Consider the following 14,201-nt stretch of genomic DNA (forward strand, 5'->3'; position numbering starts at 1 on the left):
GTCGATTGCCATTGCTGCGAATAATACTTTTCCTGCGCTGGAAAAGTACGCGTCCCTATGCCTTAACAGAGAGTTCAAACTCATGTCGATTTTTGATCAAGCCATGCATCGTTCAGTTCAGTGGCAAGACTGGCGTTGGCAGCAGAAGAATGCCATCCGCGATGAACCTGCACTGCGCAATGCCTGCGGTGGATGGGGCGAGGCCACAACGGCGCATATCGAGCACAACCTGCAAGATCGCAAGATGCAGATCACGCCTTACTATATTGATTTGATCAAGCGTTCACTCACCACCGGCGAAGTGATGGACCACCCACTGTGGCGCCAGGTAGTACCGTACTGGAGCGAACAGGTGCAGGGCGACTATGACGGCAGTTCCGAAAACTGGGAACTCAATCATGAGATGAAGACGCCCATCTGCCAGCACAAGTACGACAACCGCGTGATCCTGCGCACCACCAACACCTGCAATGCCTATTGCCAGTTCTGTTTCGAGGCGCTGCGCACGCTGCAGGTGGGCACCGACAAAGCTAACGCCAACACCGACTCGTTCAAGGATTCGGTGGAGTACATCCGCGCTAACCCGGCGATTGAAGAGGTGATTCTCAGTGGCGGTGACCCACTGATGCTGGCCGACCGCAAGCTTGAGGAGATGCTGGCCGCATTGCGCGGCATTCGTGATGACCTGCTGATACGCATTCATTCGCGGGCTTTGAGTTTCAACCCGTTTCGCGTGACCGATGAGTTGGTGGCGATGCTCCACAAGTACAAAGTCAATGCATTTGGTGTGCATGTCTGCCACCCGCTTGAACTCAGTGCTGATTTTGCCCTCGCGGTTAAACGGATTCAGGGCGTGGTGCCGATAGTATTCTCTAACATGCCGCTGTTGCGTGGCGTGAATGATGATGAAGCGACGTTGCATAAATTATTCATTGATCTTTATCGTCTGGGCGTAAAGCCCTATTACTTATATCACTTCATGCCGTTTTCACCCGGTGCTTCAGAGTATAAGGCCTCGATCAGCCAAGCCATCGTCATAATGGATCGGCTCAAACGCCGCGTATCCAATATTGCCCTGCCCGAATATGTACTTCCTCACGCACAAGGCAAGTTCACCGTGCCGTTGTTGGACTTTGAAAAACCTGAAGACTTACCGCATTTTGAAGTTCGCGATGGGCAGCGTACTTACCGTTTTCGCAACTGGGAGGGCCAATGGTGCAGTTGGCAGGATGCGGTATGAAACAGGGTGCGATTCTGTTTATTGATGTGGATGACAGCGCTTGCGCTCGCTACCGCTACCGGGAACCGCATTTCACGGTGGCCCGCGCCCACGGCTTGGCGTGTTTGACGGCCGCCGTGGCGGGGCGCAAGCACCTGCAACGACTCAGGGACGACAGTGACGAAGTGTTCCTGCTCGAAACGCTCAGTGAGCAGTCCATCCTGGAGTTGGTCGGACAGTTGGACGGGCGTTATCAGGTGCGGGGGATTTTCTGCCAGGCCGGGCACCCGTCCGCACAAGGGGAGGTGGGCTGTATCGTTGCGCAGGCGTGTCAGCGGTTGGGCTTGGTCTACAGCCACCCAGAGGCGATTGCGGCGTGCAATAACAAGTTCTTGATGCGCCGCGTGTTGAAACAGCATGAGTTGCGTTCGGTACCGTTCGTGCTGTGCAACAACGAACAGGAACTCCAGCAAGGCGCCGAGCGCGTGGGTTATCCACTGATCGCCAAACCGCCCTTTGGCGGGGCTTCGGCGTTTATCAAAAAATGCTCGAACTGGGAGGAGCTACGTAGCCACTATCGGCATTTCGTGAGTGATCATGGCGCCGCCGCTTATGCGGACTTCTACGGCTGTGCGCACGCCCTGCCGCCTGAGGGTGGGCTGCGGCGTGAATACCTGCCAGGGCGCAGCATTCTGTTGGAAGGTTATATTCCTGGCATCGAAGGCAGTGTGGAATGTGTGATTGCCGGCGAGCGTGTCCATCCGCTGCTGATCAATGAAAAACTGCTGCTGACCGAGCGCAGCGGCACCGTCCTTGAGAACCTGCTGATTTCCCCGCCGACGTCGTTCAGCCAGGCCCAGTGTGAGCAGATCCGCCAGTACGCGGTGGACTGCCTGCACGCGGTGGGCCTGACCAACGCTGTGGTGCATTTCGAGTTTCGCATGACGGACGCAGGGCCGGTGGTCATCGAGATCAACCCACGCCTGGGCGGACTGTATGTGAACTCGGCGTTCCGCGACGTGGCCGGTGTCGATCCTTATCAGTTGTACATGGGATTGTTGTTGGGCGAGAAGGGCATCAATGCACAGTTGGAGGCCGGTGCACATAAGATCGCCGAGGCGCGGCAACACTACGCGATGCTGGCGATTTATCCGCAGCACAGTGGCCTTTTCAGGGGCATTGACGGCCTGCAGTTCCTGGACCAACACCGCTCGGTGCTGGAATACGCCCCGCAGGACCCCGGCCACTACATTGACGCGGATATCGAGGAGCATTATTTGCTCAAATGCTGGGCCCAGGTTGGCAATGCCGCCGACGCTCATGCCTTGCACGATGCGTTGCAGCAACACCTGCGCATCCTCATCGATCCACCGGTTGCAGGATAGCGATATGGACATCCCTCAGATTTCGGCGCTTTTGCGCGAACATCACTTCTGTCATCGCCCGGACTTTCGCGAACTGGTCAAAGTTGAACCGGGTGAGGAGCAAAGCTTTCGCGCGTATTGGGATAACCTGGTGCGCGACGAGGCGTTCAGGACTTACACCCACCGCGAACGGCGCATCTTGCGCTATCGTCTGTTACCGTCACGGCAATTGCAGATCGACAGGAATACGGCGTTCAAATCGCCGGTCACCTACGCGGTGAACTATCGCCAGGGCGTGAACCACCTGAGCTATAGCGAGGAGGGCTTTATCGAGCACCCAATCATGCAGAAGCTGCTGGCGACGGACCTTGCAGTGATTGTCCCGCACCTGGGCGAACAGACTTATACGATCGATATCCATCAGTTCCGGGTGCGGGCGGATGGGCCATCGAGCAGCCCGACCACTTCGGGGATTCACCAGGACGGCCTGGATTGGGTGTTCATGCACTTTATTGGCGAATGCAACACGGTGCCGGTGGTGTCGGAGGTGTTTGCCGACGAAACGGAGCACAGCCGGCTGCTGCAACTGCCGATGGAGAAATTTCTGGAGACTATCGTGATCAACGACCGTGGGTTCTACCATCGGGCCGGGGAGGTGCGACCGCGGGTGGAGACGGCACCGGCCTGGCGCGATGTGCTCTTGGTAAGCCTGCGCAGTGTCGAGGAGGCACAGCCTGCATGAGCCACCATCAACAACTGAATCTGTCGACCCGCAACGCTCGCCTGATCATCTTTGCTCGCGGTGTGTCGGATTTTGGCGCGTTCCTCAACATGGTGGCGTTGTCCACTTATGTGTACTGGCTCAGCCAGAGCGTAGTGTTTGTCAGCATTTTCCTGGCGTGCCGGGTCACCGGCGGGATTGTCGCCAGCCTGTTTGGCATCCCGTTTTTTCGGCGGTTTGCCGGGCGTGGGACGTTGGCGGGGTTGGACCTGGCCCGGGCGCTGTTGCTGACGCCGCTGCTGGTGTTGTTACCGGCCCATCAACTCACCCTTCTTCCCTTTATCGCCTTCGGTATCGGCCTGTGCAATTCGCTGTTTGCCATTGGCCTCAACAGTCAGTTGCCCACCTGGGTCGCGCTGGAGCAGCGGGTGAATACCAATGCATGGATCACCTCGGCGGCCGCCACCGGCGCGGTCTTCGGAAGTTTGCTCTCCGGCTTGCTGATCGCCACGGGCGGATTTGAAGCGGTGTTTGCCGTCAACATCGGCACCTATGTGATTGCCGCTTGCCTGGTCTTGCCCTTGCGCGCGTTGTTTAGCGTTGCTGTTGCCGCGCATCGCGGGCTGGCCGCCGAATGGCACGAGCTGACCAAGGGGTTGCGCGGTGCGCCGGTGCTGGCCGCGATGTTGCTGATCAGCATGCTCGACACCCTTGGCAGCGCGGCCCATAACGTCGGCTGGCCAGTGCTGTCGCAGTACATTTCACCGGACACGGCCAAGACGGTCATGGGCTATCTGCTGGCCGTGTGGGCCTGTGGCAAGTTTGTTGGCGCGCGCATCGCCAGTGCAGTGTTGAAAGGTCGTGGCACCCAAGGCATGGAGCGCTTGTTCATGCTCGGTGTGGCGTTGATGTCCAGCGGCTTTATCCTGACATTCCAGCAGACCGAACTGTGGCTGGCGCTGTTGCTGGTGGTGTGGGCAGGGCTGGGCGATGGATTGTCCGAGGTGGCGTTGATCTCCCGTGCGCAAAGCGAGCCCGATAGCTTGCGCTTGCCGCTGTTCAGCCTCTTGACCCTGATCCAGATGGCCGGTTTTGGCGTGGGCATGCTGGTGGTCGGGCCGTTCTATGTGACGTGGACGCCGGCCCAGGTGATCGTGTTGTTCCATGGGCTGCCATTGACCGCCTTGTTGGTCATGACGATATGGCTGGGGCGCAATGCGTACCGGGGTGTCAGATCGACAAACCCTTGAAGTGTTCCAGACTCCACACAGGCCTTTAGCTTGCCGGAGCAGGCCACGCGTATTGGCCGGCTGGAACCTGGGGCAAGGCGTGGCGTGTTGCAGGCGCGAGCAAGCTCACGCCCACAGGGTTAATTTTGCTTGAACATCTGCATGGCACGCTGGCGGATTTGCTCCTCGGTCAGGTCCTCCTTATGGGTGGCCAGGAACCAGAGGTGACCGAACGGATCCGTCACACTCGCCGAGCGATCCCCATAGAACTGATCCTGCGGCTCGGACACTACGCTGGCGCCGGCATCAACCGCCTGTTTGAATTGTGCGTCCACGTCATTCACATACAGGTGCAAACCGACACTGGGATGTGAGTCGGGATTGCGCAGGGCCGTTTCGTCACAGGGCGTGCCTAGCATGATCACCGCTTCGTCAATACGCAGCTCCGCATGGCCGACCCTGCCGTCGGGCATGTCCAGGCGCATGAACACCGAGGCGCCAAAGGCCTTTTTGTAGAAATCTATCGCCTTTGCGGCCTCGTTGATGCCCAGGTAGGGAGTAATGCCGTGGTAACCCTCGGGAATAGGTTTAACGCTCATAACGTTCTCCTTTGATTGTGGTTATGGAGTTACAGCCTTTTCACTATAGGTCACGTTGCATTGCGCAACCGGCTTTACCGATCGGAATCAAGCGTGGGCTCCAGCAGTTGCGCACCAGGGCCACGCTCACCCAACTGGTCATCGTGATTGCGCAACGGGCACGCCTCCATCGACAGGCACCCGCACCCGATACAACCATTGAGCTTGTCGCGCAGCAGCGTCAGCTTGTTGATGCGCTCATCCAGATCTTGACGCCACAAGGCCGACAGCCGTTCCCAGTCGTGAGCGTTCGGTGTGCGCCCATCGGGCAGGGCCCGCAATGCCTCGCCAATGGTCGCCAGCGGAATGCCCAGGCGTTGGGCAATTTTGATCAGCACCACCCGGCGCAGTACGTCCCGTGGATATCGCCGTTGATTGCCGGCATTGCGATTGCTCTTGATCAGCCCTTTGGATTCGTAGAAGTGCAGGGCGGTGACCGCTACGCCGCTGCGGGCGGCCAACTGACCGACGCTGAGTTCGTTGCTGAGCATGTAAGACTCCCAAACAGTGCTTGACCTCGACTTAACTAGAGGTTTTACCCTGCGTGACATCGAATCGCAAGATTCTGCCTACAGAGAAAGGGGAGTGCTCATGCAGGTATCAGAGAAAAATCGCAGCTTCACTCAATTGATCGAATTTCAGATCGAGCCCCGCCAGCAATCAGCCCTGGTGGCGGCCTTGACCACCCAGAGCGAGCGCCTCGCGGCAAGCCATGGTGGCTTTCTGAGTGCCAGTGTGCAGGTCAGCGATGATGGGCGGCGGGTGCTCAATTACCTGCAATGGCAATCCCGCGAGGACGGAGAAGCAGCCTTCAAGTGTTTCGAGCACGGCGACGAAGATTTCTGGACACTGATCCGCGCGCATCAAGCGACGGCTGTGACCTTCGGATCATTCCAGGTGTTGCGCAGTTTTGAGCGCAGTCAGGACGATGCTTTGCACTGCCGCTTAAATGGATAAATGCAGCATCCGTTCGCCCTGCAGCGTTTGCCCGGGCCGGCGTTTGTTTACCGCCAGCTCGCCGATCTTGATCAGGCGCGTGCGTGTAACGTTGCGGCTCAGGCCCAGCAGGTTGGCGGTGTGCACCTGGTTGTAATGGCTGAAGCGGTAAGCGGCGCGTAATAAAGCGTCCTCGACTTTTTCATGCAGGGCGCCGGCCTGTTCCTCGAAGAGCTTTTGAAACGCCCGCGCAAGCAAGGCTTCGGCGCTGTTGTCGGTGGCGTGCTGGCTGTCGTCCTGGCGCTCGATGCGCATATTTGACAGGCGCAGATCGTCGCGTTCGATCACGCCGTTGCGGCAGATCAGCAAGGTGTGGTGAATCACGTTTTCCAGCTCGCGAATATTGCCCGGCCAACTGTAGCGCTTGAGTTTGTGCTCGGCCTCGCTGCTGATGGTGATCGGGCCGTAGCCCAGGCGCTGGCTGTAGGCTTGGATAAAGTGGCGGGTCAGCGGCAGGATATCGCCGGGGCGCTCGCGCAGCGGGCTCAGCTCCAGGCTGACCACATCGAGGCGGTAGTACAGATCTTCGCGAAAATGCCCGGCGTTGATGGCCTTTTCCAGTTGTACGTTGGTGGCGGCCAGGACTCTTACATCAATAGGTATGCTTTTGCGTGAGCCCAGGCGCACCACTTCGCGCTCCTGCAACACCCGCAGCAGTTTGACCTGGATGGCCATCGGCAGGTCGCCGATCTCATCTAGAAACAAGGTGCCGCCGTCTGCCTCTTCGAACCAGCCGGCCTTGGCGCTGAGGGCGCCGGTAAACGCGCCTTTCTCGTGGCCGAACAACTCGGCTTCCACCAGGGATTCAGAGAACGCCCCGCAGTTCACCGCTACGAACGGCCGGTTGCGCCGAGCGCTGAGGTTGTGGATATGCCGCGCCACCAGCTCTTTGCCGGTGCCGGTCTCGCCGATGATCAGCACGCTGGCTTCGCTGGGCGCCACTTGTTGGATATGGTCGAGCAGTGCCTGGGATTTGGGGTCTTCGAAGACCTGGGCCGTGGCGCGGATCGAGGTCGCAAGGGCGGGCGAGGGCGGTAGGGTCAAAAGCTGCATGGGCACCTCTCTCAGGAGTAGAACGTCGGGATCGGCAGGGACTGGCTCAATTTTAACGGCGGGGTACTGAGCAACAGAGGTGAAGTAGGTTGAACAAGGGCTGTACCAACGGGTTCAGGCTTTGATCTGTATGGGTATGGCGCTCGCTGCCGAGAAAGGGAGTTGTTGTCTGACCCCAGTTTTGGGGTTGGCTGTTGCCACTGCACAGTTGCTGACGTGTGAAGCTATTTATAGAGAAAATGATTTATTCCGTAAATGGATGTGTTTGCATATTTATAGATCTTTAAGGAATATTAGCAGCCGATTGTTGAAGGTGGCGTGCCGGTTGATAGCGACTATCACGGGCGATGATTTTTCACCGAGAAGGACCGGGAGTAGCCTGTGTTCATTGACTTGAACCCCCTCTCGCAGAGCCGCCGCCATGAACCGTTTCCTCGCTGTTTCGCTGCTACTTGTTACCTCTGTCCTTGCCGGATGTGCGTCCCATCCAGCCCCGGAATTGCGTCCATACACCGCCGAGGAGACCCGGCAATTGGCCCTGGAGGCGCTGAGCCGTCGCGGCTTGTCGTTTGACGAATATCAGCAGCAGCGCGCTGCGTTGCTTGGCCAGCCACAGAAGCCTTTCTCTTTTGATCGCCAGGGTGAAATGAACGCCGAGCGCAGCGTAGTCCTGCATGGTCGCCCCAGTTGAGCCGGCCTCTTGCGATAAAAAGCCCGAGGATTCCCTTAAGGAACCTCGGGCTTTTTGTTTGCCATGGAGCTACTTCAGCCTGTTAAGCTCAATTCCAGGAGCGTTCCTACGCACATTTAAATAAAGTTACCTTCTTTAATGGCATTCGATCGGTTAAACCTGACGACCTCTGTTCCGGTCGATGCCCCCCCGAGACGCTGCTTTCGGGAGCACGCTCTGCGAGTTCTAACGTCATGAATAAACGTCCGTTGTATTTTGACTACGCCGCTACCACGCCGGTGGATGAGCGGGTTATCCAGGTGATGGTCGAGTGCCTGGGCTTCAATGCCAATTTTGGTAACCCGGCGTCCAGTTCCCATGCATTCGGCCAGGCGGCCCGGCACACGGTTGAACAGGCGCGTCGCCAGGTCGCTGAACTGGTCGGCGCCCAGCCGGAGCAGATCGTCTGGACCTCCGGCGCCACGGAGTCCAACAACCTGGCGCTCAAGGGAGTGACCCAGGCCCGTGGTGTGGCGGGTGGGCATATCATCACCAGCCAGATCGAGCACAAGGCCACACTGGATACTGCGCGGCAACTGCAGGAAGCCGGCGTGGCGGTGACCTACCTGGTGCCGGATGCGGACGGCTTGATCAGCGTCGAAGCGGTCAGCGAAGCCCTGCGCGAGGACACCTTCCTGGTCTCGCTGATGCTGGTCAATAACGAGCTGGGCACCCTGAATGACATCCCGGCCATCGGTGCGCGGGTACGTGAGCATGGCGCGTTGTTTCATGTGGACGCGGCGCAAGGGGCTGGCAAGGTAGCCATCGACCTGGGCCTGTGGCCGGTGGATTTGATGTCATTCTCCGCGCATAAGCTGTACGGCCCCAAAGGTATCGGCGCGTTGTATGTCGGGCCTTTGGCGCAGCAGAAAGTGCTGGCGCAGATTCATGGCGGTGGACACGAAGGGGGCTTGCGTTCTGGCACCCTGGCGACCCATCAGATTGCCGGCATGGGGACGGCGTTTGCCTTGGCGGCAGCGTCCTTTGCTGATGAGAAGGCTCGGATTGCAGCGTTGCGCCAGCGCCTGCTGGATCACCTGACGTCAGTTACCGGCTTGCGCCTCAATGGCAGCCCAACTCAGCGTATTCCACATACCCTGAGCCTTACGTTCAGCGAGGGTGAGTTCAACTCTGCCACACTGAGCGCGGGCATTGCCTTTTCCGCGACTTCGGCGTGCAATTCGGCAAGCAACGCACCGTCCCATGTGCTTCTCGCCCTGGGGCATGATGCTCGCACCGCCGGTCGTACCATTCGCTTGAGCCTGGGCCGGTTTACCACCGAACAGGACATCGACGAAGCCGCACAGTTGATCAAGGCAGCATTGGCCAGCGCCCCGGCGTTTTGGGCGGTCTGATTTATCATTGGCAACATATAACAATTATTCGTGGTTAGCAGGAGACACAATGAGTACGCAGCCTTTGACCCATGGAACGGTTCCCCAGCGCCTGGCGCATACCCGTGAACTGATGCGCCGCGAGGGCATTCACGCCCTGCTGGTGCCATCGGCTGACCCGCACTTGTCCGAATACTTGCCGGGCTACTGGCAGGGGCGCCAATGGTTGTCGGGGTTCCATGGTTCGGTGGGGACACTGATCGTCACGGCGGATTTTGCCGGGGTCTGGGCCGATAGCCGTTACTGGGAGCAGGCGACCAAGGAACTCAAGGGCAGTGGCATTGAGTTGGTAAAGCTGCAACCGGGCCAGCCTGGGCCGTTGGAATGGCTGGCCGAGCAAACCCCTGAAGGTGGCGTAGTGGCTGTGGACGGTGCGGTCATGGCCGTGGCTTCGGCACGTACTCTGGGGGGCAAGCTGGCCGAGCGCGGCGCCCGCTTGCGCACTGATATCGACCTGCTCGACGAAGTCTGGCAAGACCGCCCGACGCTACCAAACCAGCCGATCTACCAGCATCTGCCGCCTCAAGCCACCGTCAGCCGTGGCGAGAAACTCGCCGCACTGCGCGCCAGCTTGAAAGACAAGGGCCCCGATTGGCATTTCATCGCGACGCTGGACGACATCGCCTGGTTGTTCAACCTGCGTGGCGGTGATGTGTCCTTCAACCCGGTGTTTGTATCTTTTGCGTTGATCAACCAACAGCAGGCTACGTTGTTTGTCGCGCTGGGCAAGGTCGATGCCGAGTTGCGGGTGATGCTCGAGCAGGATGGCGTGACGTTGCGCGACTACAGCGAAGTGGCCGATGCACTGCGTGCCGTACCGTCGGGGGCCAGTTTGCAAGTGGACCCCGCACGCGTGACGGCCGGCTTGCTGGAAAATCTCGATGCCGGCGTCAAGCTGGTTGAAGGACTCAACCCGACTACGCTCGCAAAATCCCGCAAGAGCCTGGCGGACGCGGAACATATTCGTCAGGCCATGGAGCAGGATGGCGCTGCGTTGTGCGAATTTTTTGCCTGGCTCGACAGCGCCCTGGGCCGCGAGCGCATTACCGAACTGACGATCGACGAACACTTGACTGCGGCGCGTACCCGCCGCCCTGGCTATGTGTCGCTGAGCTTCAACACCATTGCTGCGTTCAACGCCAACGGCGCCATGCCGCATTACCACGCGACTGAACAAGAGCATGCCCTGATCGAAGGCGATGGCTTGCTATTGATCGATTCCGGTGGCCAGTACCTGGGCGGCACCACGGACATCACGCGGATGGTGCCCATCGGTACCCCGAGTGATGAGCAGAAGCGCGATTGCACGCGGGTACTCAAGGGGGTGATTGCCCTGTCCCGTGCACACTTCCCCAAAGGTATTCTCTCACCGTTGCTGGATGCGATTGCCCGTGCGCCGATCTGGGCCGAAGGGGTGGACTACGGTCACGGTACAGGTCATGGCGTAGGTTATTTCCTCAATGTGCATGAGGGGCCGCAAGTTATTGCCTACCAGGCCGCTGCCGCGCCACAAACAGCGATGCAACCTGGGATGATTACTTCCATCGAGCCGGGGACTTATCGCCCTGGTCGTTGGGGTGTACGCATCGAAAACCTGGTGTTGAACCGTGAAGCGGGCAAGACCGAGTTTGGGGAGTTCCTCAAGTTCGAAACCCTGACCTTGTGCCCGATTGACACCCGTTGCCTGGAACCGTCGTTGCTGACGGCGGATGAGCGCGAATGGTTCAATGCCTATCACGCCGAGGTGCGTGAGCGCTTGAGCCCGCTGCTCAGTGGTGCGGCGCTTGAGTGGTTGCAGGTGCGTACCACAGCTATTTGATTGGCTGCAGCCGGCCTGCGCCGGCTGCAAGCGATATTTAGCTGAGGGCTTCGCGCACGAAGTCCAGTCGGTCCTGACCAAAGAACAGCTGATTGCCTACAAAAAAGCTGGGGGCACCGAACACGCCGCGTTTAACGGCTTGTTCGGTTTTGTCCTTGAGCGCGTTTTTGACGGCTTCATCATTGGACAGGGCCAATACCTGCTCTGGGTCGAACCCATGCTCGGTCAGCACGTGGGCCACGACCTCGGGATCGCCCAGGTGTCGGCCTTCCACCCAGAGGGCGCGGAACAGGCAGTCGATAAAGTCGGAGAAGCGCTCAGGCTCATGGATTTGTATGCCGGTGATTGCGCGCATCAGTACCAGTGTATTGATGGGAAAGTGCGGGTTGAACCTGAGCGGTACATTGTAGCGTTTGGCGTAGCGCGCCAAGTCATCCAGCATGTAGCGACCCTTGGCCGGCACAGTGATCGGTGAGGCGTTGCCAGTAGCCTTGAATACGCCGCCCAACAGCATCGGTTGATAGACCAGATGCGCGCCGGTCTCGGTGCAGAGTGCCGGTAGTTGGGTATAGGCCAGGTAAGTCGCGGGGCTACCGAGATCAAAGAAAAATTCCAGGGTTTTACTCATGGTCGATACTCGCTGCTTATTGTTATAGGGGCGTGTTACCAGGGTTCGTTCCAGGGGCGCAGGTCCAGCTCGAACGTCCAGGCGTCCCGGGGCTGGCTGTGCAGGTACCAGTAGTTTTCGGCGATGTGGTCAGGGTTGAGGAGGCCGTCCTGATCCTTGAGGGCATATTTTTGCGGGAAATTTTCGCGAATGAACTCGGTATCAATGGCGCCATCGACTACTACATGGGCGACGTGGATGTTCATCGGGCCTAATTCCCGCGCCATGCTTTGGGCCAGGGCGCGGATACCATGTTTGGCCCCGGCGAATGCGGCAAATCCCGCGGCCCCACGCAAGCCGGCAGTGGCGCCGGTGAACAGGATGGTGCCGCGTTTACGGGTGGCCATACGCTTGGCGACTTCGCGCGCGTTCAAGAAGCCGGAGAAACACGCCATCTCCCAAATCTTGAAGTACTTGCGTGCGGTTTCTTCCAGAATGCTGCAAGGCACGTTCGCACCGATGTTGAAGACGAACGCTTCAATGGGCCCCAGCTCCGTTTCGATTTGCTCTACCAGTGCGATCACGTCTTCTTCTTTACGTGCATCACAGGCAAAGCCATGGGCTTGCCCGCCCGCCAATTGAATGCTGTCTACCAGTGGTTGCAGTTTGTCGGCACTACGACGGGTAACGCAGGCGATGTAACCTTCGCGGGCAAAGCGCTTGGCTATGGCGCCGCCGGTTGCGTCACCGGCGCCTACCACCAATACGATTTTGTTGTTGTGCGTCATGGGAACTCCATTGGCTCGATGATCGAGCAGGAGTTTAGTCGCCATGTCGTAAATGGCCTGGCCTGTGTGGAAATTTAAGATGAGCAGTCAGGGAGACTGCTCGGGCAGCTATTTGCAGATGACGATCATGCTGCGGCTGGTATAGCCGGCAGGGTTGAGACCGAAGGGATAGTCCCCTGGCTCTTCGGAGTTGTCGCCGGACTTGGCAATCACTCGATAACCCTTGGCGCCGCATGAATTGGCGGCACTGGTGTAGCACTGGTCCCAGGAGGAGGACAGGCCCGAACAGTTGATATGCAGTCCTTTTTTACCGCGTTTCACTTCTGTTTTAGTGGTGGCGGCACACCCCGCGATGCCCACAACCAGCAACAGTATCAAAATTCGTTTCATTCCCATCCTTAATAGCCGCCCTGCAAAGAACAGGGCTGCTTTACTCGCTCTCGAGCGAAGCGTTCATGCAGTCCGTGTCGAAATTCTCCATGAATGACATTCGGTTACGGCCTAAACATGGCCTAAATGAGCGGCAAATACCAGAGCTGGGGTTAAAGATGATCAGTCGGCGGGTACCAGTGGTTTGGATTTGTGGCTCATCGTCAAAGTGGCACCGACCGAGGCCAGGATAATGCAGGTGATGGCCAGCCACTGGGCGAGCGATAGATGCTCGTGCAGGAAAAACAGGCCGGAGAGGGCGCCGAACGCCGGCTCGATACTCATCAGTGTGCCGAAAGTACGGGCGGGAAGGCGTGTTAGTGCGACCATCTCAAGGGTGTAGGGCAGGGCAGTGGACAGAATCGCCACGCCGATGGCGACAGGGATCAGTGCCGGCGTCAGCAGCGCGGCGCCGGCATGCACGATGCCGATCGGTGCAACGAAGAGGGCGGCAATCATTACCCCGAGCGCGGCGGTTTGGACGCCATTGTCATTTCCCGCCTTTTGGCCGAACAAAATGTAGAGCGCCCAGCATACGCCGGCGCCCAGCGCGTAAGCGGCCCCTATCAGATCAATGCCGCTACTGGCCTTGTCCGTCGGAATCAACAGAAGCAGGCCAATGATCGCCAGAGCAATCCACACGAAGTCGACAGCTCGGCGTGAGGCATAGATAGCTACAGCAAGCGGGCCTGTGAATTCGAGCGCTACGGCAATTCCCAGGGGGACAGTGCACAGTGACATATAGAAGAGGAAGTTCATGCCACCTAGCGCCATCCCGTAGATGATCACTGTGCGCAGTGACTTGGCCGTCAGCTTGGCGCGCCATGGTCGCAATATGAGCAGCATGATCACACTGGCAAAAATCAAACGCAGGGCGGTGGTGCCTTGTGCGCCGACAACGGGAAACATGCTCTTGGCCAATGATGCCCCGGATTGAATGGAGGCCATGGCGATCAACAGCAGGCCGACGGGAAACAGTGCCGAGGCCAGGCTGCGGGGTGAAGTGGTCATTGAGAGGGCTCTTCTGAGGTCGTAGTCAATAAGCAGAAGACGCTATGATGCTTAACTGTCAAGCGATGAGCAATATATTGCTCAAATCGCACGCAGTGGTTGTCTATATAGTGTAATTCTTGAGTTTGCCGCGGATTTAATAGAAAACCCAAATTAAGAGTTGACGGCAGATTCTGGAAGCCTATAATTCGCCCCACTTCCGG

The 14,201-nt window shown here is 58.5% G+C and carries 15 protein-coding genes; 8 read left to right on the top strand and 7 right to left on the bottom strand.

All coding sequences use genetic code 11. The annotated features are described in order from the left end of the window. The first annotated feature begins 103 nt into the window (after window positions 1–103). The 4 genes from E4P01_RS06770 to E4P01_RS06785 are packed head-to-tail and all read left to right on the top strand — an operon-like array spanning window position 104 to window position 4,554. Window positions 104–1,240, top strand: coding sequence for a radical SAM protein (locus E4P01_RS06770; protein ID WP_236648024.1), 1,137 nt, complete (start codon window positions 104–106; stop codon window positions 1,238–1,240). Further along, window positions 1,237–2,604 (top strand): ATP-grasp domain-containing protein, encoded by a 1,368-nt coding sequence (locus E4P01_RS06775; RefSeq protein ID WP_216090999.1) that lies wholly within the window; start codon window positions 1,237–1,239, stop codon window positions 2,602–2,604. Before E4P01_RS06770 ends, E4P01_RS06775 begins: the two co-directional genes overlap by 4 nt. A gap of 4 nt (window positions 2,605–2,608) precedes the next feature. Then, window positions 2,609–3,325 (top strand): 2OG-Fe dioxygenase family protein, encoded by a 717-nt coding sequence (locus tag E4P01_RS06780; RefSeq protein WP_216091000.1) that lies wholly within the window; start codon window positions 2,609–2,611, stop codon window positions 3,323–3,325. Next, window positions 3,322–4,554 carry an MFS transporter gene (locus E4P01_RS06785; protein ID WP_148852230.1) on the top strand — a complete coding sequence of 411 codons (1,233 nt, stop codon included), beginning with the start codon at window positions 3,322–3,324 and terminating at the stop codon, window positions 4,552–4,554. Before E4P01_RS06780 ends, E4P01_RS06785 begins: the two co-directional genes overlap by 4 nt. Window positions 4,555–4,673: 119 nt before the next feature. On the opposite strand, the gene E4P01_RS06790 is transcribed toward E4P01_RS06785, so the two are convergent. After that, window positions 4,674–5,132 carry a VOC family protein gene (locus E4P01_RS06790; protein WP_216091001.1) on the bottom strand — a complete coding sequence of 153 codons (459 nt, stop codon included), beginning with the start codon at window positions 5,130–5,132 and terminating at the stop codon, window positions 4,674–4,676. A gap of 74 nt (window positions 5,133–5,206) precedes the next feature. Continuing rightward, a complete protein-coding gene (soxR, locus tag E4P01_RS06795) occupies window positions 5,207–5,662 on the bottom strand; it encodes a redox-sensitive transcriptional activator SoxR (protein ID WP_078820804.1) in 456 nt (151 codons plus the stop codon). A gap of 100 nt (window positions 5,663–5,762) precedes the next feature. Here soxR and E4P01_RS06800 point away from each other — a divergent pair, with 100 nt between their 5' ends. Further along, on the top strand, window positions 5,763–6,128 hold the full coding sequence (locus E4P01_RS06800) for an antibiotic biosynthesis monooxygenase (RefSeq protein ID WP_216092232.1): 366 nt from the start codon (window positions 5,763–5,765) through the stop codon (window positions 6,126–6,128). Here the strand turns inward: E4P01_RS06800 and E4P01_RS06805 are convergent. Then, window positions 6,117–7,220, bottom strand: a complete 1,104-nt coding sequence (locus tag E4P01_RS06805) for a sigma-54 dependent transcriptional regulator (protein WP_078820805.1) — start codon at window positions 7,218–7,220, stop codon at window positions 6,117–6,119. The genes E4P01_RS06800 and E4P01_RS06805 overlap by 12 nt on opposite strands. Before the next feature lie 421 nt (window positions 7,221–7,641). Here E4P01_RS06805 and E4P01_RS06810 point away from each other — a divergent pair, with 421 nt between their 5' ends. From E4P01_RS06810 to E4P01_RS06820, 3 genes are all read left to right on the top strand, one after another. Beyond that, window positions 7,642–7,911, top strand: coding sequence for a hypothetical protein (locus E4P01_RS06810; protein WP_032876941.1), 270 nt, complete (start codon window positions 7,642–7,644; stop codon window positions 7,909–7,911). A 233-nt stretch (window positions 7,912–8,144) separates the two neighbouring features. Further along, complete coding sequence (locus E4P01_RS06815; protein WP_078820806.1) at window positions 8,145–9,305, top strand: aminotransferase class V-fold PLP-dependent enzyme; 1,161 nt, start codon at window positions 8,145–8,147, stop codon at window positions 9,303–9,305. 49 nt (window positions 9,306–9,354) lie between these two features. Beyond that, complete coding sequence (locus E4P01_RS06820) at window positions 9,355–11,163, top strand: aminopeptidase P family protein (RefSeq protein ID WP_216091002.1); 1,809 nt, start codon at window positions 9,355–9,357, stop codon at window positions 11,161–11,163. Between the two features lie 37 nt (window positions 11,164–11,200). On the opposite strand, the gene E4P01_RS06825 is transcribed toward E4P01_RS06820, so the two are convergent. From E4P01_RS06825 to rhtA, 4 genes are all read right to left on the bottom strand, one after another. Continuing rightward, window positions 11,201–11,791, bottom strand: coding sequence for a 2-hydroxychromene-2-carboxylate isomerase (locus E4P01_RS06825; protein WP_078820808.1), 591 nt, complete (start codon window positions 11,789–11,791; stop codon window positions 11,201–11,203). Window positions 11,792–11,826: 35 nt separating this feature from the next. After that, on the bottom strand, window positions 11,827–12,558 hold the full coding sequence (locus E4P01_RS06830) for an SDR family oxidoreductase (RefSeq protein ID WP_032876930.1): 732 nt from the start codon (window positions 12,556–12,558) through the stop codon (window positions 11,827–11,829). Window positions 12,559–12,666: 108 nt separating this feature from the next. After that, window positions 12,667–12,948, bottom strand: coding sequence for a hypothetical protein (locus E4P01_RS06835; RefSeq protein WP_003190182.1), 282 nt, complete (start codon window positions 12,946–12,948; stop codon window positions 12,667–12,669). A gap of 162 nt (window positions 12,949–13,110) precedes the next feature. After that, window positions 13,111–13,998, bottom strand: coding sequence for a threonine/homoserine exporter RhtA (gene rhtA, locus E4P01_RS06840; RefSeq protein ID WP_216091003.1), 888 nt, complete (start codon window positions 13,996–13,998; stop codon window positions 13,111–13,113). Window positions 13,999–14,201 lie beyond the last annotated feature (203 nt).

The organism is Pseudomonas sp. NCIMB 10586 (assembly GCF_023127895.1).
Taxonomy (GTDB): Bacteria; Pseudomonadota; Gammaproteobacteria; order Pseudomonadales; family Pseudomonadaceae; genus Aquipseudomonas; species Aquipseudomonas synxantha_A.